This window comes from Cyclobacterium roseum (assembly GCF_010119225.1).
Classification (GTDB): Bacteria; Bacteroidota; Bacteroidia; order Cytophagales; family Cyclobacteriaceae; genus Cyclobacterium; species Cyclobacterium roseum.
In genome coordinates this window covers 150,965-172,231 of record NZ_WNKF01000012.1, presented here as the reverse complement: position 1 = coordinate 172,231, position 21,267 = coordinate 150,965, and the positions used below count along the sequence as shown (strand labels likewise).

Below are 21,267 nucleotides of genomic sequence, written 5' to 3'. Positions count from 1 at the left end.
AAGAATAAAACTAAGACGGCTTTATCCGTCAATTTACGGTTAACATAACACTAGATAGTCCAATAGCTAAATGAAAAAATTTTGTGTTTTACCTTAAAATAAGAATTATGAAATAATCAGGGCTTGATTTGAATAGAATTATTTTTAATATTTATTGTTTTAAAGTCTAAAAAAATATATTATTAAATTAATTTACTATTTAATTGATTTAATTTAATATTTTTTCCAAACTATCCAAAAATAGGCTATTTATTTTATTCCTTATATTGCTTATTATCAGTATTTTATTTTGCTATATGGCACTCCGGTAAGCATTTTACCAACTCATCGATTTGCAACTCTGAAATAGTAAAAACAAAAACCGAATTTTTTGTAAGTGATTTTTGATTTTACAGAATTAAAAAAATTAACGATTTTTTAAAAATTAGATAATAATGCCGGACTCGGCTCACATTGAATTCATTAGAATATTTTTCCCTTTAAAATTTCATTAAATTAAATCGAAATTATTCTGAATCTGCCAGGAGAGAGGTGATTTTTTCAATAAAGACACCCGATGTACTGTCATGGATTGCCTCATAAACCGTGGGCGAATAAAGGCCATAATATCAGCCAGGTGCCCCTTTTTAATATCTCGAAAAGCGACGGTAAGGTGGGGATGGTAATTCATATCACTCAGCTCAATTTGCTGTCCCAGTTGTCTTTTTCCATAGGTAACCAACCGTTGTTGCAATGCCGGTAATTCAGGAGGGTATTTCACACGCAAAAAGACCACCCTTTCCCTAAAACTACCCACACCGTCAAGTTCCAAGGAAAAACCAGCTTCCTCCCCAAAAAACCCTCTCAATCGATTTTCCAGTTGCTTCTCTTTTTGCTCATTATATAAAAACGGCATTTTCAGCGTGATATGTGGAGGGGATTTGAGGGCATACTTGCAACCAAACCGCTCCTGGATGGCTAGCTTTAATGCAGTAATTTCCTGGCGCAACGGTTCATCGGGTACGATAGCTAGAAAATATTTTCTTAATGATTTTGCCATTCCTCCGTTCTTTTTAGGCTGCTCTTGGTTTCCATTATTACCGTTTATTTCCGGATAAACAGAAATTGAATAAAAAAACCTTTAATTAAAGTACTTCAAACGTTAAATTCATAATTTTAATCCAAGTTTTACATTATCTCAAGCTACCAAAAAAATAGAAATACCAATGAATTATTTCAAAAAAGCCATGGTGGGACTAGACTTGTCCGCTATAGATGAAATTATGATCACCCAAATCAAAGCCTTCGCTCCAATTTTAGGCATAGAAATGGTTTATTTTGTCCACGTGGCAAAAAATCTGATCTTGCCTGAAGAAGTCACGCAGGCCTATCCAGACCTAATCGCACCCGTGGACGAAACCATTGAATCCCAAATAGAACATGAAATAGAACATGTAAAGCCATCCCTTGATATTCCCTATGAAATCATCGTAAAAGAAGGCAATCCTCAGGAAACCATATTGCGATGGAGTAAAATCAAAAACATAGATTTACTGGTGATGGGTAGAAAAAAAAGCAAATCCCACTCAGATTCTCTCGTAAATAACCTTTCTCAAAAATACCCTCACCCCGTCTTGTTATTGCCGGAAAACCGTACTCAGGAAACCTTCCAAAGGCTACTACTTCCGATAGATTTTTCAAGACATTCAAAGGTAAGTATTTTACTGGCATCCGAAATTGCTGCTAAGACGGGCGGAGAAATCCTTTGTTGCCACTTCTATGAAGTTCCCAGAGGCTACACCAAAACCGGGAAGTCATTTGACGAATTTTCGGATATTATGCTGGAAAACGCTAAAAAAGATTTTGCCAGGTTTCTTTCTGAGAACAAGTTACCGGATCTGCCGTGTGAATTTATCCTCAAACATAAAAAAGACGAGGCCGATAATATCATGAAACATGCCAAAAGCTCCGGGACAGATCTACTGATCATAGGAAGCCGTGGAAGAACCAAATCGGCCGCCGTATTATTGGGGAGTGTGGCAGAAAAACTGGTCAACACCAATCACGAAATCCCCATGCTGGTAATGAAAGAGCAGGGTGAAAACATGAGTTTCTTCGAGGCCTTGTTCAAATTATAATCCCGATTTGTCTCTAAGCCTCGATTATCCGGGCTTACGGAAATAAAAAGCCGCCTGATCACCTTTTTGAAGGCTGTTTAGGGATATCGCCCTTTTTTCAAATTCCCTGAGAACCGCTGCTGAAGGGCTAAGGTCCTGACCGGATTGGTGTAAGGAATGCCCCTTCTGGTACTTCTGGCTTGCCCAAAACTGAAAGGAAGTACTATCGAATTCGGTTTGATAAAGTTCGAGCCCATGTCTTTCGGCTAACATTTTCATGCCTGCCACACTGGGTATGAAGTAATGGCGAGGGGCATCCAATTGCACCCAATTTTCCCTGTATTCGGTCCAGGCCTCTCCATCGGATACCGGTACCCTGATCAGGAGTTTGCCTCCTGGCTTCAAGATTCTGGCCAGTTGGGCAAAGGAGGTATCCGGCTGGGGCAGGTGCTCGAAGGCATGATGCAACATCACCGCATGGAAAGTGCCTTGAATTTCATCCAGACCCATTTTATACAACCTTAGACCCGATGCGATGGAACGGGTAGATTCCATAAAAGGATCAAATCCTGATAAATTCCGATAACCGGAGGAGTAGAGTTCATATAACAATTGTCCATTTCCACAACCAATATCGGCAATCTCCTGGTCCTTTTCAATATCCAGTATGCGCAACCATTTTCCATACACCGGCTGAAATAACGTAAACCCAAATTTTCGAAACAGAAAAAATCGAAGCCGTTTCATCCATCTTACCTGCACATTGGATAAGGACAAACCGGCAAAGGAGTAATAGGCTTTGGGGTAAAAAGCACTTATGTTCTGAGGTGGATTCAGCTGCTGAATAGTACCGCATTGAGGGCATTGGGTATAGACAAAGTGTTCTCCTGAACCAAACATCATCTCCTTTACCTGGTATGTGGGGCCCATTATATCATTATGGCAGATAAGACAAGAATAGCCCTCCATCAATAGACGTCACTTTTGCCGGTGATCAATTTTCCCATGGTTTTGTATACAATAGTTAGATCCAAAAAAAAGGACCAGTTGCGAATGTAAAAATGATCCAATCGCACGCGCGAACGAATTTGCCAGTGATTGGAAATTTCGCCTCGATAACCCAGCACCTGTGCCAAGCCGGTTATTCCAGGTTTTATCCGATGCCGATTATCGTAGGAGTCGATTTGCTTCTTAAATACCAGATTCATGGGTACCGCATGTGGCCGGGGCCCTACTACCGACATGTCGCCCTTTAGAACATTAATGAACTGCGGCATTTCGTCCAGGGAAAACCGGCGTAAAAATGCCCCCACCCGGGTCACCCTCGGGTCATTTTTGGTGGCCTGCAGGGTATCTGACCAGGGGTTAGCAACCATGGTTCGAAATTTTATACAACAAAACTCCCGGTTGTAAGCACCGGTACGCTTTTGGAGAAAAAAAACCGGTCCTTTGCTTTCCCATTTGATCAGCAACGCCAATAGGGGAATCAACCAGCTCAGTATAAATACGATTGCAAAAAGGGAAAAAAAAGTATCAAAACCCCGTTTTAACACCTTGTTAACTTCTTTGTCTAAAGGAATTTCAGTTAAGCCAACTGCAACAAACAGTAACGGGAAATACTTATTAAAACGTTTTTCCATGGGCCAACCTCAAATCCTAACTGAAAGCACTGACTTCAAAACCACTTTCTGGATTGACTCTCCCACCCAGGCTCTCCTCACAGGTAAACTTGCTTTTTTCGAATTATGTCCAGTCAATTTTTTGATATTCACCTCAAAGTGTACAACTTTGTCGTAAAATTAGAAATTTATTACCATTCAGCCATAAATACCTGGGAAAATACCCCCACAAACCCGGTAGCTATTTTTGCTAAGTTGGCTGAAAATACTAAAAATGAAACAAAAAATAAAAACACTTTTTGCTCCTTCCGACGAGCCACGCTCCATTGGAGGCAGATTCAGGCAGCGTCGTTTTCGATTTTTTGAACAGTGCTTCACGGAAACTTTTGGCAACCAGAAAACGATCAAGATTTTGGATGTTGGGGGAACCGAAAGTTTCTGGGCCAACCATGCCTTTATCCAGCCTGGCCGGATCAGCATAACCTTGCTAAACCTCGAAAAAGAACGTACGCAACTTCCTCATGTGAACAGTTTGGCGGGTACGGCCACCGATTTATCCCAATTTGAAGACCAATCTTTTGACCTGGTTTTTTCCAACTCGGTCATTGAGCATTTGTTCACGTTTACCAATCAGGTGAAAATGGCCGGAGAAATTCGGAGGGTGGGGAAAAAATATTTCGTTCAAACGCCCAATAAGTATTTCTTTCTTGAGCCTCATTACGCGCTTCCATTTTTCCAATTCTTTCCCTCCTCTCTTGCTTTCTTTATCTTGACACGAACCAAGTTCAGCAGGATGCAAAAGTGGGACCCGGAATTTGCTAAAGGCTACTTGAACGAAATTCGGCTGCTCTCCCTAAGTGAAATGAAGCAGCTCTTTCCGAAGTCTGAGATCTATTATGAAAAAGTATTGGGATTGAATAAGTCTTTTGTATTTCATACGTTGGGAAAAAAATAACGCCCGGGAAAACCGGGCGTTATTTTTTCAATAGTTTATTTCAACCAAATTTTCTTTTATTTTCCGTTTACAGAGCTCCTTAAATAAGGTTTCATATTCATCGGTCACGGCATCCCAATTGTATTTCTGTGTCAGCCCCTCTCTCGAGTGCTTTCTCAAATAGTCCATTTTGTCAGGCGAGCCCTCGGCCTTATGGATGATTTCCACTACCGATCCTGAATTTTTATCAAAATACCAGCCAAACTTGCCCTTTTGAAGCATCTCCTGATTGAATCGGGTATCCATAGCCAAAATTGCACAGCCAAAGCCCAGTGCTTTCAGCATGGCGGGATTGGTTCCTCCATATTCATGACCGTGAAAATAGGCATAGCAGTTATGATACAAGGCCGCTAGCTGCTCCTGATCCCTTACATAGCCCGTAAAGACGAGGCGTTTGTCCGGGATGCTCTTCATCTTTTGTGCAAAACGGTCATGATACGGCACGTCTCCTACAATTACCAACTTCCGTTTGGAGTCGGAGTTTACGAAGCCCTCCACTATCAGATCTGCATTATTATCTGGGATCAGCCGGCCCACAATCAAATAATAGGATTCTTTTTGCAAGCCCCACTCCTCTATTAAAGTGCTGTCGGAAGACAGGTTCGGATTAGCACCATAGGCAATCATTTTAGATGGCGCATTAAACTGTTCCAGGTAGATTTTCTCCATTTCATCGGAGTCGGTAATCAACTGATCGTAGAGCTTGGTAGCCAACCTGGAGGCAAAAAGGTAATACCTGGCTCCCAATCCTTTCCATTTTGGCCGTAACCATTCCAGCCCATCCACGTTAATCGCCGAAGGCTTTCCGAACATTTTCGTAAGGATTCCAAAAGGACCGTTGGCACTATTAACGACAAAGACCACATCCACCTTTGAAAAACATACGTGAATCATCGAGAGCAGTGAATTCGTCAATTGGCTCAGGGATTTGGTCTCCACACAGGGAATGTAAACCAAATTGATCCCATTTACATTTTTTGGCTTTTGCTCAAACAATGGGGCATGACAATAAACAGTCACTTCAATACCCCTTTGAACCAATCGCTCGCCCATTTCTTTTACAAAAGTTTCGTATCCTCCATATACATAAGGATAGCCCCTAGTTCCTACAATCGCCACGTGCAACGGCTTGCTGTTTTTTGACATACTGTTCCTATTTACTTATCAAGAAAAAATTTCTACCATATTCCTACCGTAAGCCGGTAATGAAAAATTTTCTAAAACACTATTCCTTGCATTTAACCCAATAACTTCTCTTTGGTTTTTGTTTTTGACAAGATTTCCAACTATTTCCGCTGCTTCAGACGCATTGTCCCAGGGAATATGAAACCCGGTTTTCCCATTGGAGATCATTTCCAAGGCTCCTCCCTGTGCCGTCGCCACCACTGGCTTCGCCGAAGCCATTGCCTCCAAAATCACCGTTGGGAAAGGGTCTGGCAAAATAGAAGGAAGCACAAAAATATCCATGGTGGCCAGTACCGGCGAAATACTCTTCCTAAAACCCAGGTTATGTATGCTATGTCTAAACTTCTTTTCCAATATCTTTTGTTCTAACCCTTCGAATAAGCGTTCTTCACCCGGAAATGCGTCTCCGACCAAAACAAAATGTAAATTTAAAAACTTTTTATTTAATTCTTCTGAAATTTCTAAAAAGTATGTTTGTCCCTTCCAACTGTTTACCCTGCCCACCATTCCGATTACACAAGCATCCTCGGGAATACCTAATTCTTCCCTTAAATCTGTTGTGTTCCAAAGATAGGGATTATAATCTATCCCATTATATACTAAATGGAGTTTATTACTTTCAATGTACCTTTCCCAGTGTAATTTCACAGCTCCGGAAACCACGATCACTTTATCCGAGGCATGCTGTACCATTTTACCGATCATTTTGGAAAACCACACAGGGCGCAGAATGATTTCATGCAAATGCCAGATATGCACATAGCCCTTCCGTTTCGCTAATGCTGCTCCAACCCATACCGCAGCGGTATTGGAATACACGTGCGTGGCACCCATTTTTTCTGCCAGGGAGGCGAGTTTCCGGTAAGCAGCCATCATTACCCTCAATCGGTTTAACAAACCTCCAACGCTAAAGTATTTTCTCCGTACAATTCCCAACTTAATCAACTCCACACGAATCCCCCGTTTCCGCAACTCCTTTGCCAAAATCCCCTCTCCAGATAGCACCACCACTACAGTAGCACCCTCCTCCTGCAAGAGGGAAGCCGTCAATAAGAAGATTTTACTTGCTCCATATAAATCCGAGGAGCCATGTAACATCAATACTTTACTTTTTTCCATTGACATATACGCAGCTTTATACGGAAGTGGTTTTTTGAAGCAGGTAAAAAGCACCCAAGTGACCTCCATGATCCGTAAACTCCACCTGCACCTCTTTTGAATAATCCGAAAACAGCCTGAATAACTTATCAGGTGAATAGTGATTCATCTGCATCACCGGCTCCTGGCAGAATTTACGGTGTTTTAAAGAGGAGTACAAAAAGTTGTATGGCTGAAACTTTGTTCGCAAAAAGAAATTTGCGTGGACGCTCCAGGGCAAACGGTGACCAAACGTTACCTGCACCTGAAAAATCCCCCCAACCCGGGTGTGCTCCAGCAATTGGCGCATTAGTCTCATTCCCAGTTTCGGCTCTATGTGTTGAAATACTATATACGAATGGACGAAACCAAAGGAGGGAAGGTGTTTCAATTCCCTTCCGTTGTAAGTGGTAAATTTTAGGTGATCCAGCCCAAACACTTGCTTATGGCCAGTGGCCCGGTCGATAATATCCTCTGAAATATCTATCCCCCAAACTTCCTTTTCAGTCATTTTTGCAAAAGGGATCGCCAACCGCCCCACACCACAGCCAAAATCCAATATGCTTTCCTCCGAAATATCCACGCCAAAGCACCGGAGGACTTTTTTCCTGCTTTCGGAAACATACGATTCTCCTGTTTCAAAAAATTCACCGATGGCCTGGTCTGAAAGGTGCTGTAGGCGAAATTTTTCTTCCGACAACACCCCGTAGTAGGGATCCTTTTTTCCCCATTCTTTCCAATTTCTGATCGATTCAGATTTCATGTGTTTATAATTGTTTCTTAATGGTCACATAGCCTGTCCCGATCTTAAATCGGGAGAATCTCGCATGTTGGATAATCATCCCCCCGTTTGACTTTCTCGTCATACTCGATTTCATGGTTCTTTCCGGGTTTTGATTATTTTTGCTGGATTACCCCCAACCACACTGTAGGGAGGAACATCTTTGGTCACAATACTACCTGCTGCCACTACGGATCCTTTCCCTATGGTAACGCCTGCCAAAATAACGGCATTCGATGCAATCCAGCAATCGTCTTCAATCTTGACAAAAGATCGACGGACTCCTTGCTTAATCATAGGCTGGGTTACATCCTCAAAAACATGGTTTTCGGAATAAATACTTACCCTGGGCGACATCATCACATTGTTTCCGATTTCTATGTATCCGGAACAGCCGATATAGGCATAAGGGCCAATACTGGAATTGTCTCCAACTTTAAGCCCCAACCCGGGCTCTCCCCCATATAGGTTGGTAGGACGAATGATCGCATAACTTCCCACCGTGACCTTATCCCCAAACACAATTCCTTTGGTGGAAAGGCAATTAATCTCGCAACGATCCTGAGCAACAAAATTCCTTCCTGCACTCAAATAGCCTGCCTGGCGAATGGTGACCCCTGTTCCAATCAAAACCATTCCCTTTACACTTTTCATCTGCCACTTCAGCCAGTACCCGCGACACCAGCACGCAACCATTCTTACCAAAACCCAAAAAACCGAAGCTCGATCCCATCCCGGACCAAAACGGTCCGAAAAGTCCATTTTGGTGATCTTGGAAAGGAGCCCCCCCAAATTAGTTGCCATGCATGATTTCTTTAAAATATGCCTGCAAAGATAGAAAAAACTTCTCTCCTCTAAATGCCTGCAGCCGTTTATAGCCCAGAGCGGCTAGCTTGGTACGCAGATCCGGGTCTCCTGCCAGCTGTTTCATCCTTTTGGCGAAATCAACCGGGCCGAAGGAATCGCTCCCTAACACGGCAGCGCCTCCCACTTCCATCAAGGCCCCCTGCGGTCCGATAATCACCGGTAAACCATAGGAAAAAGCCTCCAAAACCGGAAGGCCAAAGCCCTCATTTTTGGAAGGAAATACGTATGCCGTAGCAAAATGGTAATACCTTTTCAGTTCTTCATTGCTTAGGTATCCAGGCAAAATTACCTGCTTCTGTAATCCCAATCGCCGGATCTCGCCCACCACTTCCTCGTAGGCATCCAATGTAAGTCTGGGACCGCGCTGCCCCACCAACACCAGTTTGTATTCTTCATCGGACTGCTCACTAAACAAAGCAAACGCCTGTACCAGGACCGCCAGGTTTTTTCTTTTTTCCATCACCCCTACATGCAAAAAGTAGGGACAATCCAGCGGAGAATTCTGGAAATCCGGTTTTTTCTGAATCCCCACATCCAACCCGGTAGGTATGGCCTTTATGGGAAAAGGTGTTTTCAAAAATGGTTGGATCTTGCTTTTAGCATAGTTGCTAACGGTAAGCACCCTCGTTCCCCTTTGAATACTGCCCTTCACAAAAGATAGGTAAATTTTTCTCCATAGCGGATGGTAATGTTCAGGGCTTTCCCAAAAAAACGCATCGTGAATCACCGCAATCCGTTTTCCCCGTGACCACAGCGGGGCAAGTATATCGGGACAAAAGACCAAATCTGCCTGATAGCGGTAGCTCAGCCCGGGTAGTACTATAAGTTTGTGAAAGAAATAACGAAACTGAAACAACCAATTTTTCCAGCGCGCGGTCTTCCCCTTAAAAAAATTCCCACTGCTGATTTTTCTGGGTGAAGGGTAAACAATGAATCGATATTTTGTTCCCTGATAATTTTCTATTTGACGGACCAGACTATCAATGTACGTTTTGATCCCGGTCTGGGCCAGGTGAAGAAAAAAAACATCCACCAATACTACGATAGGCTTTTCCTTCATGAAGGCGTGCTAATTAAGGAATTATTTTTAAAGCGCAAAAGCTGGTTATAGATCGAGAGGGAATAACCCATGGCCCACCAGGAAACCAGGGATACGTAGGCATACAATTCGGCATTTGCTGTAAACAAGGGTAACAGTAAGCCGAATTTGGTGCTGGCGGCTATAAAAGCCACCCGGGCATCAGAGCTGTCGGATGTATGACGAAAAACCTGTAAAGATCGGTGAATGCCGAACCCCAGCGCTGCGATGTATAACAGCATGCCCAACACGCCCAACTGCACCCCGTAAATGAGAAATTGATTCTCTCCACCTACCCGAACATCATCCTCCACGCTGCCGGTATTGCCACTCATCGCCAGGCCCAACCCTTCCGGGTTTGCCACCATCGCATCCAAGGCCAGAAACCACTCTACCAAATGGCCGAGGCTGGAGGCATTCTGAAAGGTCAGCGTGTCGTAGACGAAATAGTAGAACTCTTCGGAGGCAAAATAAAGCACATAGAGTGCAAAGCCCAGAAGCATCAGGGCTCCGAGCTGAAGCAGTCGGTACAATCTGAAAACGAAGGCAATAAAAAAAAGCATCACAAAAAAAGCTCCAAAAGCAGCCCTGGATGCCGAAAAAAACAAACTCCCTACCGCCGCCAACATCACGAGCAGGTAAAACCAGCTTTCTTCTCTTTTACGAGTCAAATACCAGATTAACCCCGTGGCAAAGGCCAATAAGCTGGAGCTGGCCATTTCCAGGGGGTCAGAGAAAAAAGATGCCAGTCGCATGCCGGTAGTCTGAGTTTCAAAGGTCCAGGAAAGCCCGTAGTTTCCTGATGGCTCTATGCCATTAATGGCAAAATTAAACAAGGCATATCCAGTCAATTGCTGAAAATGAACCCCCAGTCCTTTTTCCAGGATATTTAAACAAAAAGCGGCTATAGCGATGACCATCACCCAGGAAAAAATCCGGTCTAATTGGTCGCTTGCCAATCGGGTATTCCTACCAAGAAAGTAAAAAGCTCCAATCAACAAGGTATTTTTTAAGTACAGCAGTTTATTAACGAATGAGGCCTCGCCCATGGGCAAAAATAAAAACAGGGTAGCCAATCCAAAAAATGACAGGAGTATGTAGTCTACCAAATTTAACCGAAATGGGTACGTCCAAATATCTTTTTGGAACAAAAAAAATCCCCCGATCGCAAGCAGCAATAACAGTTCTTTGATGTATTGAAAAAAAGCAACGGCGACTTCCGATCCGGTAGCCTGATATACAATGCTCAAAATGGATATGTAAAAGGGGAGGTACAGCACCATAAAAACAATGATAAACTCCCACTTCCCCTGAAAGACAATTTTTTTTACGCTGACCACCAGCAACGTCAACACATACACCACCACCAGAAAAAACAAGAGCATGCTAATCATTTTCCTATCATTATTGGTGTTTTGAACCCTGCAATTATCCCGTCTATCACTGCTTTTCGTTTTGATTTTCTACCTTTCAGGGTAAAGTAACCAAGGTAAAACCCGAATTTAAGCAAATGGAAAGGCCATGCCAGCCAATTTCCGGGGAACCTGCTATACTTTCTCAGTTGAAAGAGTTGGTTCCGAACATTCAGGAAATGTACCTTCGGATTCAGAAATCCCTCTTCTCCCTCCTGCTTACTTTTAGAGGCTGCTCCTGCTTCATGGAAAATAATTGATTCAGGAACAACTTTCAGCGTATACCCTTCATTTCTCATTCGTAAAGACCAATCTACGTCTTCAAAATAAGCAAAATAGTGCTCATCCAGGAGCCCAACTTTCTCCATTACTGATGCCCTGACTAAAATGGCACAGCCGGTAATCCAATCGGTTGGATAGGGTTGGTTTGCGTTGGGGTGGCGAATCGTCTGAGAGATACCAAGCCAGGACTGGTACTTACCTCCCGCATTCCATATTTTGGATTTGGGATGTAACAAGTAGATTAATGGCTGCACGGCTGCGGTCACCGGGTGGTTTTGCATTTCTTCCAATAGTGGTTTCCAAAAATCCGCAGCCACTTCGGTATCATTGTTCAGCAGCATGACATAGGCATATCCCTGATCTAAAGCGGCCTTGATGCCCAGGTTATTCCCCCCCGTAAAACCAGCATTTACCAGATGTAGAATCAACTGTACCCGGGGAAATTGTTTTTTGATTTCCCGATCAGAACCGTCATCCGATCCGTTGTCCACTACTATAATCGCTTCAGCAGGAAACCCAGATCGTTCCAGCGATTTCAGGCAGGCACAAGTATAGTCCCAACCATTCCAATTAAGAATGATAATGGCGAGAGAAGAATCCACGATAGTATTCAGTTAAAATGTGCGCCTTCGATTTCCATAATAAAACCGAAGTAAATAAGAAGGCTGCCAGTTCGGTTGTGAGTAGTGCCACGGCCAGCCCCGTTCCACCATAATAATGGGTTAACAAAACGGAAGCAGCAAGCATGTACACACAAAATCCCCAGGTGGAATGAAAAAGCGTTTTCTTCTCATCCGTGACTAGAATAATCAACATATTGACAATGTTAAGCCCTGCCAGCAACGGTAAAAAAGCCAGAATTTTTAAAATAGCAACGGCATCTCCCAGATCTTTCCCGGATACCAACTGAATGATACCGGGTGCGAACAGATTCACCAATACACCGATCGCAAGTCCCACTGCCAGGGAAGCCCATTGGACCTTGCGCAGGAACTGGTAGCATTTTCCAGAATCCTGGTAAAAAAGGACACTGGCTCTGGGGTAAGCGGCTTGGGTAATCAGGGTAGGGGCAATTCGCAAGACCATGGCCACCCGCTCTGCCATCCCGTAAAGCCCCAATACCTGGGCAGATGCAAAAAAACTCAAAATGATCACTCCCCCGTTAACAGCCAGGTGGGCCGTCATACCGGAAAAAAATAAGAGCAGGTTGTTTTTCCAGGATTGCCAGATGCTTCGGACATCCGGCCAACGCAGGCGAATATTCAAACCAAAATGAATGTAAGCCAATAGGATGAGGTTGGTGAGAATGGCGGTTGCCCCTAGAAAAAAGTTAGCCAGGTAACTACCGGAAGGGTCATTGATCAGCCCTATGATAAGTCCCAAATACAATAATTTCCCAAAAACATTGGCCAGGGAGGCCCAGTGCAAACTTTCCTTTCCCTGAAAAAACCAAATAGTCGCAGTGGCCTCGCTAAACAATAGAATGGTAGACCAACTCAAAATGAACAGGTATTCCTCAAAAAAGCCAAAGCCTGTTCCAAGTATAAAAATGAAAACCAGGGCAATAGCGGCTAAGAGGCTTTTGCTCCAAATGATTTCCGAAAAGGTCTGGCTTAATACTTCCGAATTGTCCGCTGCCAATGCGATATTCCTGGGGCCACTCAGGTTGTAGCCATAACTAACCAGCACATTGAACAACAGAATTACTGAAAACGAGAGGTTTACCAACCCAAATTCCGAGACACCAACGGCGCGAACAAGCACCGGCATGGCCAATAAGGAAATCAGGATATTGGAGGATTGGATCAGGAAAAGGAAAACAAAGTTCCTGATCGATTTATTTTGCAATAAATAAAAAAAAGGCAGCCTGGAAATTCTTTCTAACATAGAAACCCGGGCAACTTATTGCTTCAGATGCCGAAAATACAGGGTCTGTAGGTACACCCACACCAGGCCCAAAAGAAAAAAGAGAAAAGCACCCAACACGATTCCAGTGGCTAGTTTTATTTCGGAACGCTCCAGTGGGAATCGTGGTCGATCGATGATCTGGATTAGTGGGGTGTTGTTTCGGTGATTAATTTTGGCAATTTCCAGATTGGTAACGATTTCTTCATAAACCGCCGCCGCCGCTTGAATATCTACCTGCAAACTTTTGGAGGCAACGAGTCCCTCCTGTAAAAGCGGGTTCGGGTTGGGAACATTGTCCTGGAATCGGGCTAATTGCTTTATTTTCTCATCCAGGACGCTGCGGACACTATCGGCTTGTTGCTGTAGAACGGCCTGGTTTTCGGCCGTCTTTTTCGTTTTGGTTTTGAGGTAAAAATCATTTACGGTTTCCACCAATTGCTCATTAAAACTTTTCGCAAATTCCTGGTCCTTTGAAGCAACCGTTACTTTGATAATATTCAGCTTACGGTCCGGCTTGTCCACCACCAGGCTTTCCTTTCGGATTTCTTTTACCACTTCCCGCAGCACGCTATCCTGTTGAATCGAAAAATCTTCCCTTGGCAGGGAAAAATCCAACGCCCCAAAATCAACTTCACTTTCCCACTTCTCATCAAGATCATGAAAACGTACGTACCGGTTTATGAGCAGCTGTTCCTCCTCCGGGTCAAAGGGATCCAGCAAGGCCTGGGAAAGCATGGCATCCGAGCGATACAGTTCCAGTATATTATCTCCCTTAAATAACCCGCTCTCCGATCCGATGGATCCCAGGTTCAGTCCCAACATGGAAGCGATGCCCGAAATATTTCCGAGCCCTCCCATATCCGATTGTTCCAGCACAAACGTGGTATCCGCATGGTACACCGGCTTTTTGAGTAGGGAGGCAGCAATTCCCAACAGAATCCCAACGATCACAAAAGTACCCAGAACCCTCCACTTACGTAAAAAGACATTTATCCAACCGAAAAGCCTTTCAATAAGCTCTTTGAAGGTAATTTTATCGTCAAGTATGTGTTTGTTTTGCTGATTCATCGATTTAGTAGTTGGGTGATTACCAGGGCAAGCGTAGCCAATCCGGTGGTGATCCCCACCAGGTCTCCCGGTCGGATAGGAATTCTGGGGCCTTTGGTGGGTACGATGATTTCTGATCCAGGCGCTACGTTTGGATACACATTAAATAAAATAAAATTCTTGGTCCTGGCTACCTCCCCATTGGCATAAACTACATAAGTACTCCTCTTTTTTGCACGGGAATCAAACCCTCCGGCCCTGTCAATATAATAGGACAATCCTCTGAAATTTTCGTGCCTCACGGTAGTAGGATAAATCACATCTCCCCTCAACCGAACCGTCTGCAGTTGCCTGGGCACACTTAAAATATCTCCTTCCTCCAGGATCAAATCGTATTTGGATCCCGGATTGGCCAAAATGGCTTCCAGATCTATGGCTATCGCCTCCGTTTCTTTGATTTTTATAGGCGCTACTCCCTCTCTGGAATCGGAAATTTCACTCAGCAGGTTTTCCCTTGCCTGCATGACACGGGCTTCTGTTTCCATTTGTGAGGAATCCTTATTTTCAAATAGGTAGTTACTGATCCGGTCGATTAACTGTTGCTGTGATTCCGTGGGTACTAATTCTTCCCGATTCATCCGCTCCAATAGGTTTAGCAGGCTTCGCTCTTTTCGGAGCGTCTCGGACTCTGTTTTATAAAATTCTGTTCTCCGGATAAGCCTGGCTCCTTCGGCATAGGCGAAAGCTGTTAAGCCTCCCGCTCTGTTGATCAAGTCTGAAATTCGTTCTTCTGCATGCTTAATGGCAAAGGTGCCAGGTGAATTGACCTGGCCTTCTATATTGGCCATTCTGTCCAGACCAAAATTGGTTTTCCTTCTCACGGTAAGGTGATCAAAAGGCTCCAATTCGATTGGGTTTGCCGATAAACCAAGGTTCTCCTGAACCGAAACAGGAATGATTTGCGAAAACTCCCTTCCCCGCTGGTCGGTTGCTCTTCTCGCAAGTTCCACATTCTCTACCGATGCCGCTTCTTTCAGTCCCCCTGCCATTAAAATAAGGTCTTCGGGTGTCATTTCACCAGAATAGGGATAGGTACCCGGATACAGTACTTCGCCCGAAACTTTGACATATACCTCTTCAGCTAATTCGTATATAGAGGGAATCCGGATCAAATCTTCTCTTTTTAGGGGGATATCCGGCATGTTGCCATTAAAAATTTCTTCCAGGTTTACCTGCAACATCCGGGTACTCATGTCCTCGTTGGTTCTCAAGATACTTATTCTGCTCTGGTAAGCTTCCCCCCGGAGCCCTTCGGCCTTTTGTACCAATTCGGTCAGGGTAAGGCCTTCCTGGTAGGCATAATTTCCCGGCCGGTAGACAGCACCTCTTATTTGGATCCGATTGGTATAGCGGTCCAGCACTTCCCCCACCTGATAACGATCCCCGCCCTTTACCAAAAACATACGAAACTGATCCTGGTAGATGTCCGATACTGCTTTTTGCGTATCCGTGATGCGGGTTACATTCACTTTTTCTTTAAACGCATGGTCAGTAAAACCTCCTGCAAAGGAAAGAACATCTGCAAAAGTTTCCCCTTCCTTCACCTCGAAAATTTTGGGCCTTTTCACCGCTCCTTCTACTGTCACTCTCCCCAAATAGGGCGGAACCAAAATAATATCCTGATCTTGCAGCAGGTGGTTTATATTGGGATCGCCCTTCGTCAAAAAGTCATAAATATCAATTTCTGCAATTTCTTCGTTGTTGCGGATTAACCGAACCCTCCTCATGCTACCGTTTTGATTGGGGCCTCCGGCTGCATATAGTGCGTTGAAAACGGTGCTAAATGCACTAAGCGTGAAGGTCCCCGGCAACCTAACCTCACCTACCAAATTCACTTTTACGGTTCGGACATTTCCCAGGTTTAATTGTAAAAAGGTATTGGGATTGCTTCCCCTCAAACCCGTATAGTAAGTCGAGAGCCTGCTTTTAATTACCTGAGTGGCTTCCTCCAAAGAAAGTCCTGATACATTTATAGGACCTATATTTTCCAGTATGATCTGACCTTCGGGACTCACGGATGCCTCGTAATACTTCTCCGACTGCCCGTAAATATCAATATACACTTCATCCCCGGGTCCTAAAATATACGTTCGGGGCGTGGCCATATTCAAATTGGGTTCAAAGGTTAGCCTCCTATTTTTATTATAAAAGAGGTCCATGCCAAAATAGGGCTGCTCTTCCACCTCATTTTCACCCTCCTCTCCTTTAGGTGGTATGATGCCACGCGTAATCTCGTTGAACCCCATCTGTCTTCTGCCCTCCCTTTTTCCAATTCCTGAGTCTGAACGTGCTCCGCCCTGCAAGCCAAAAACCATTCCCTCCAGCCTATCTTTCAACTTATCAATTTCAGCCGCAGGAACTCCCCTTATCTGGGCCATTTGAAGCAATTCAGCCTCCGACAAGCCTGCTTCCGAGGCCCTGCTCATCAATTCCTGCAATTGTTGATCCGATAAATCGTCTACATCCAGAGAGGAAATGTCTTGTAATGATTGGGCCTCCACCATAAACGAGAAAAGAAGCGTCATTCCAATAAAAAATAACCGTTTCAGATTCAAATGCCTTAAAGAAATCATGCGACTGATTTTAATGTTTGTACACAGCTTCGCCAGGTCACCCACGGCCTGTTTAAGGTCGGGTTTTTAGGTTTGGATTTCAAAAAATCCGTAAAGCAACCGTAAAGATAAGTATTCCTTTCTTTTTGGAACCGATGTTTGGAGATTAAAGCTAATGTTTAAAAGTCTTGTTCCTTTTCTCTAAAAAGTTACTTTTTATGGGGTGAAACCACCTGTTTCGCATCAAAAGACTATCTTTGCATATATGAACCGATTCACATTTGCGATCTATGCCGGGCTCATTTCATTGGTTATTGGTAGTTGCTCGGAATCGAACGAACCTTGCACCCTTCCGGCCGCCTTTTCGGAAATCGAAATGGAGGTGGAGATAAACAGGATGGAGGAGCCGTTTTTTGAAGGACTGACGGAGGAGAAGCTTATCTACCTTCTGGAAAAATATCCGGAATTTGCTTCAGTCATGTTTGACAACATGGGATTTGAAAACCAGGAGCGAATGAGGGAAGAATTACTGCTCATCCATCAGGATACGGGCATGCAGGAACTGTACCAGGAAGTAAAAGCTCACTTTGAAAACCTTGACACGATCAGAAAAGAGTTGGAAAACGCATTTCGGGGCATTAAACACCACTATCCCGAATTCAAGATTCCTGAGGTATATACTTTTGTAACCGGCTTTGGTATCGACCTGATTGTGGAGGAGGAAATCATTGTGATCGGATTGGACTATTTTCTGCCGGAAGACCACCGGTTTCAACCCGTCGATTTGCCCCAGTACATCGCGAAAAGGTATAATGTAGACCATTTGGTTCCAACCATCGTCACGGCTATTTCCGCTCAGTTTAACCACACGGATTTGAGTGACCGTACGCTTTTGGCTGAAATGATTTTCTACGGCAAATCCTATCATTTTACAAAATCAGTCCTCCCCTGCACGCCTGATGAATACATTATAGGCTACGAATCCAAAGAAATACTTGGTAGTTACGCCAATGAAGAAATGATTTGGGGCCATTTTATCGAAAACGAGCTGCTTTTTGACACCAACCCTTTTGAAGTCAGGCGGTATACAGGAGAGGCTCCATTTACGGATGAAATCAGCCCTGATGCTCCCGGTAGGATCGGAAGATGGCTGGGCTGGAACATCGTGGACGACTACCGGATCAATAACGACTTAAGTCTACAGGAAGTCATGCAGCAAGACGATGCCCGGGAAATTTTCAACTTATCGGGATACAAACCGAGATAGATTGGGAGCCTACTTGCTAATCTGAATTTCCAGCATTTCCAGAATATGGCCTACTGCTGCCTCCTTATTAAATTGAGTTTCGGCTAGGAGACGTGCATTTTTCCCCATCTGCTCTAATAAGGCTGGTTGGTATTCGAGCTTTTCCAGGGCTTGAAGTAAAAGGGTACTGTCCTCGTGATAAAGGCCCATTTCATGCTGCTGTATCAAATCTCTAATCCACCCTTTAAAGTTAACAATAACAGGCATCCCCACAGCCAGGGCATCAAAAAATTTATTGGGACTACTGACTTCCAAAACGGGAAGTGGCAAAAAGGAAATGTAGGCCAAGTCAGCTTTTCTCATTTGAGCTTTCACTTCATTTTTATTTCCAAAGGGAATAAATTCGACTTGGGAAAGCTTGCGATTTGCGACCTCCTTTTTCAGGACTGGCAGGTACTTTCCTTTGCCCATGAGTTTGAACTGCCAATTTTTCCCACTTTTTTCGGCTGCTTCCGCGAGGTCCAGGTATTTATACAGTCCGTTGACTTCTCCGACTGCCCCTGCATACAATAGGGTCAGCGGCTGCTTTTCAAAACGCCTATTCCGGTATTTGCCCGGAGCCCGTTGAAAAAAATCCACATCTGCAAAGTTGGGGATTTGCAGGACTGGTTTGCCTGAAACCCGCTGCTGTATATACCGTTGCATCCCGGGAGAAAGTGCCACGATTTTCCAGGCATTTTGGTAGATCAAATACTCCATGCGGTACAATGCCTTTTTCAACAGCGGATTCCGGATCTTTTTTATTTCCAGAGGAGCTTTTGGCCAGAGATCGCGAACCTCGAATACATAGGGTATCCCCCATTTTTTCTTCGCCCACCTACCGATTAGTCCGGTAGAAAGAGGAGTAGAGCTGATGTAGAACAAATCCGGTAAGCTCAGCTTGGAAACCAGCTTCTTTGCTTCTTTTACAAACAGGTAAAAAGACCGAATACGTTGCCAACTGTTAAAGGTATTGTCATAATACACCGGCAAAAGGTGCACTTTTACCTTTCCATCCCACCGGGTTTGGTATCTTGTCTCATTGTGAGCAGAAACCACCTCCACCTCCACTCCGGCAGCAGCCATTCCCTGAGCCAAATGATACGATCGAATGGCACCGCCCTGCTCGGGAGTACAATAATACTGATGGATATAAAGAATTCTCATAGTTGGTTTTCCTTAATCCAGTCTGATAATACACAAAGATTAAACAACAATAAAAAATGACTCGCAATATACCGCTCCGGTCGCTGAACCAGAGGGCTCCATTCCTCCGGTACTATTTCCGCATACTGAGTACCCAAATCAATGACAGATGATAAAACCTTGTTTCTAACTCCCGCATGATCTATAAGCCACTCCTTTATCGGTAGGCCGAAACCAAATTTCTTTCGATTGGCAAAGCCGGTCAATCCTTCACGTTTCAGCAGCGACTTTATCCAAAATTTTGGTGCGGCATTCCTGGTTTCCAATTCCCCCAAGCGGAGGCTCCAATCCACCACCTGCCAATCCAGAAAAGGCACCCTCCCCTCGATTCCATGTGCCATACAGGCATTGTCATGAATTTTAAACAAATCGTAGACCAAATAAACCGTTCGATCCCATTCCAGTGCATTTTTAAAGAGCTGCTCACCATGGGAGTACCCGCTATCGAGCGCATTGGCCAATGAATCGGGCAGTACGGAAAGAGATGCAAAGTTCATAAAGGTTCTTTGAGGGGACGGATGAATGCCTGACAGAAACCGTTGGAAGCTTTTTCCCAATAAAGGAATTCTGTTGAATTTAGCAGCGACCCCATTCCAAAATAGCGGATGATGCACGTATTTTTTATAGGCCAGATGACGGTTATACCCGCCAAACAACTCGTCAGCACCAGCCCCGCTTACCAGGATTTTCACGGAATCCTTCGCTTTTTTAGCCAACGCCCAGGTAAGGTAACTGGCGCTATCGCCCACCGGATGGTCCAGGTCCCGGATGTAGGCAGGCCAGGTCTCTAAAAACCAATCCGGAGATATGATTACCTCCTGATGGAAGGACTTCTGAGAGGCTACTAGTTTTGAAGCAAAGTCTGCATCTTTAAATTTTTTTCGATAAGCGTCCTGAAAACCGATTGTAAATGTTGGCAAAACCCGACCTGTCTGCCGGTACCACAACTGATATAATAGGCTACTATCTGCGCCACCACTCAATATCAGGCCAATGGGCACATCCGCATGAATATGTTTCAGGACGGCATCCATCATGATTTCCTCAAAGCCATCTTCGGTCAATGCGGGCTTGGGAGACGGATTTTCTAAGGGGATTTTCCTGACATCCAAGCACTCCCCCCTGAGGTTCCAGGTTTTCAATTCTCCGGGAAGGAGTTCCTGAATCCTTCTAATAAAGGTCTCTCCGGGCAAGACATGGCGGAGGTAAAAATAGGGGGAAAATTGCTCTTGATGTAGCTCTTTTGGAACGAGGTCGGCCCGGAGCAGGCATCTAATTTCTGAGGAGCAGGCCAAAATCCCCTTTTGCTCCGTAAAATACAAGGATTTAACGCCCAGTGGATCTCTTCCCAGGATTATCTGATTTTTCTTTTTGTGAACGAAAGCAAAAGCGTACATGCCTTGTAGCCGCTTCACGCCTTCTCTGCCTTTTTGAATTAACCATCTCAGGAGCACTTCCCCATCCGAAGTGCTTTCGAACAGCACCCCATCCATCAGCAGCTCGTTTTTGAGCTCCTGGTAATTGTACAAAAAGCCGTTCCAGGACAGATAGGCTTCTTCCTCTTCATTAACCAAGGGCTGATTAGCCTGATCCCGGAGATCTAGCGTCTTCAAGCGGTTGGAAGCAAGGTATACACCTTCGGCAACTTCCCTCCAGGAAGAATGATCCGGGCCGCGGTGCCTACAAGCCTCCATCATGGCCTGTATCGATTCCTCGCCCTTCCCGGTGGAATTCACCAATAGGTGTACGCCACACATG

Annotated in this window: 18 protein-coding genes; 3 read left to right on the top strand and 15 right to left on the bottom strand. The window is 44.4% G+C overall.

Annotated features, from left to right (window positions below; all coding sequences use genetic code 11):
* Window positions 1–490: 490 nt before the first annotated feature.
* The gene (locus GJQ68_RS16930) at window positions 491–1,039 is read right to left on the bottom strand and encodes a 2'-5' RNA ligase family protein (RefSeq protein ID WP_162418486.1); all 549 of its coding nucleotides are present in this window, start codon (window positions 1,037–1,039) and stop codon (window positions 491–493) included.
* A gap of 166 nt (window positions 1,040–1,205) precedes the next feature.
* Here GJQ68_RS16930 and GJQ68_RS16925 point away from each other — a divergent pair, with 166 nt between their 5' ends.
* Window positions 1,206–2,117, top strand: coding sequence for a universal stress protein (locus tag GJQ68_RS16925; RefSeq protein WP_162418485.1), 912 nt, complete (start codon window positions 1,206–1,208; stop codon window positions 2,115–2,117).
* A 24-nt stretch (window positions 2,118–2,141) separates the two neighbouring features.
* On the opposite strand, the gene GJQ68_RS16920 is transcribed toward GJQ68_RS16925, so the two are convergent.
* The gene (locus GJQ68_RS16920) at window positions 2,142–3,026 is read right to left on the bottom strand and encodes a class I SAM-dependent methyltransferase (RefSeq protein ID WP_162418484.1); all 885 of its coding nucleotides are present in this window, start codon (window positions 3,024–3,026) and stop codon (window positions 2,142–2,144) included.
* Between the two features lie 38 nt (window positions 3,027–3,064).
* Window positions 3,065–3,736 (bottom strand): sugar transferase, encoded by a 672-nt coding sequence (locus GJQ68_RS16915; protein WP_162418483.1) that lies wholly within the window; start codon window positions 3,734–3,736, stop codon window positions 3,065–3,067.
* Between the two features lie 253 nt (window positions 3,737–3,989).
* Here GJQ68_RS16915 and GJQ68_RS16910 point away from each other — a divergent pair, with 253 nt between their 5' ends.
* Complete coding sequence (locus GJQ68_RS16910; protein WP_162418482.1) at window positions 3,990–4,670, top strand: methyltransferase domain-containing protein; 681 nt, start codon at window positions 3,990–3,992, stop codon at window positions 4,668–4,670.
* Window positions 4,671–4,697: 27 nt separating this feature from the next.
* Here GJQ68_RS16910 and GJQ68_RS16905 read toward each other — a convergent pair whose 3' ends face one another.
* The 10 genes from GJQ68_RS16905 to GJQ68_RS16860 form a co-directional block, all read right to left on the bottom strand.
* Window positions 4,698–5,855: a DUF1972 domain-containing protein gene (locus GJQ68_RS16905; RefSeq protein ID WP_162418481.1), complete on the bottom strand. Its 1,158-nt coding sequence runs from the start codon at window positions 5,853–5,855 to the stop codon at window positions 4,698–4,700.
* Between the two features lie 18 nt (window positions 5,856–5,873).
* Complete coding sequence (locus tag GJQ68_RS16900) at window positions 5,874–7,013, bottom strand: glycosyltransferase family 4 protein (protein WP_235941661.1); 1,140 nt, start codon at window positions 7,011–7,013, stop codon at window positions 5,874–5,876.
* 16 nt (window positions 7,014–7,029) lie between these two features.
* Window positions 7,030–7,794 carry a class I SAM-dependent methyltransferase gene (locus tag GJQ68_RS16895; protein WP_162418479.1) on the bottom strand — a complete coding sequence of 255 codons (765 nt, stop codon included), beginning with the start codon at window positions 7,792–7,794 and terminating at the stop codon, window positions 7,030–7,032.
* A gap of 111 nt (window positions 7,795–7,905) precedes the next feature.
* Window positions 7,906–8,616, bottom strand: coding sequence for an acyltransferase (locus tag GJQ68_RS16890; protein WP_162418478.1), 711 nt, complete (start codon window positions 8,614–8,616; stop codon window positions 7,906–7,908).
* The gene (locus GJQ68_RS16885) at window positions 8,606–9,739 is read right to left on the bottom strand and encodes a glycosyltransferase family 4 protein (RefSeq protein ID WP_162418477.1); all 1,134 of its coding nucleotides are present in this window, start codon (window positions 9,737–9,739) and stop codon (window positions 8,606–8,608) included. Before GJQ68_RS16885 ends, GJQ68_RS16890 begins: the two co-directional genes overlap by 11 nt.
* Window positions 9,736–11,151: an O-antigen ligase domain-containing protein gene (locus tag GJQ68_RS16880; RefSeq protein WP_162418476.1), complete on the bottom strand. Its 1,416-nt coding sequence runs from the start codon at window positions 11,149–11,151 to the stop codon at window positions 9,736–9,738. Before GJQ68_RS16880 ends, GJQ68_RS16885 begins: the two co-directional genes overlap by 4 nt.
* On the bottom strand, window positions 11,148–12,053 hold the full coding sequence (locus GJQ68_RS16875; RefSeq protein WP_162418475.1) for a glycosyltransferase family 2 protein: 906 nt from the start codon (window positions 12,051–12,053) through the stop codon (window positions 11,148–11,150). The genes GJQ68_RS16880 and GJQ68_RS16875 overlap by 4 nt, the downstream gene beginning before the upstream one ends.
* On the bottom strand, window positions 12,022–13,338 hold the full coding sequence (locus tag GJQ68_RS16870; protein ID WP_162418474.1) for an oligosaccharide flippase family protein: 1,317 nt from the start codon (window positions 13,336–13,338) through the stop codon (window positions 12,022–12,024). The genes GJQ68_RS16875 and GJQ68_RS16870 overlap by 32 nt, the downstream gene beginning before the upstream one ends.
* A gap of 15 nt (window positions 13,339–13,353) precedes the next feature.
* Complete coding sequence (locus GJQ68_RS16865; protein WP_162418473.1) at window positions 13,354–14,427, bottom strand: GumC domain-containing protein; 1,074 nt, start codon at window positions 14,425–14,427, stop codon at window positions 13,354–13,356.
* Entirely contained in the window at window positions 14,424–17,039 is a 2,616-nt protein-coding gene (locus GJQ68_RS16860) for an SLBB domain-containing protein (RefSeq protein ID WP_162418472.1), read from the bottom strand. Before GJQ68_RS16860 ends, GJQ68_RS16865 begins: the two co-directional genes overlap by 4 nt.
* Window positions 17,040–17,283: 244 nt before the next feature.
* On the opposite strand from GJQ68_RS16860, the gene gldB reads away from it, so the two are divergent.
* Window positions 17,284–18,285: a gliding motility lipoprotein GldB gene (gldB, locus tag GJQ68_RS16855; RefSeq protein ID WP_162418471.1), complete on the top strand. Its 1,002-nt coding sequence runs from the start codon at window positions 17,284–17,286 to the stop codon at window positions 18,283–18,285.
* Window positions 18,286–18,294: 9 nt separating this feature from the next.
* On the opposite strand, the gene GJQ68_RS16850 is transcribed toward gldB, so the two are convergent.
* Window positions 18,295–19,470 carry a glycosyltransferase family 4 protein gene (locus tag GJQ68_RS16850; RefSeq protein ID WP_162418470.1) on the bottom strand — a complete coding sequence of 392 codons (1,176 nt, stop codon included), beginning with the start codon at window positions 19,468–19,470 and terminating at the stop codon, window positions 18,295–18,297.
* The gene (gene asnB, locus GJQ68_RS16845) at window positions 19,467–21,266 is read right to left on the bottom strand and encodes an asparagine synthase (glutamine-hydrolyzing) (protein WP_162418469.1); all 1,800 of its coding nucleotides are present in this window, start codon (window positions 21,264–21,266) and stop codon (window positions 19,467–19,469) included. The genes GJQ68_RS16850 and asnB overlap by 4 nt, the downstream gene beginning before the upstream one ends.
* Window position 21,267: the final 1 nt, after the last annotated feature.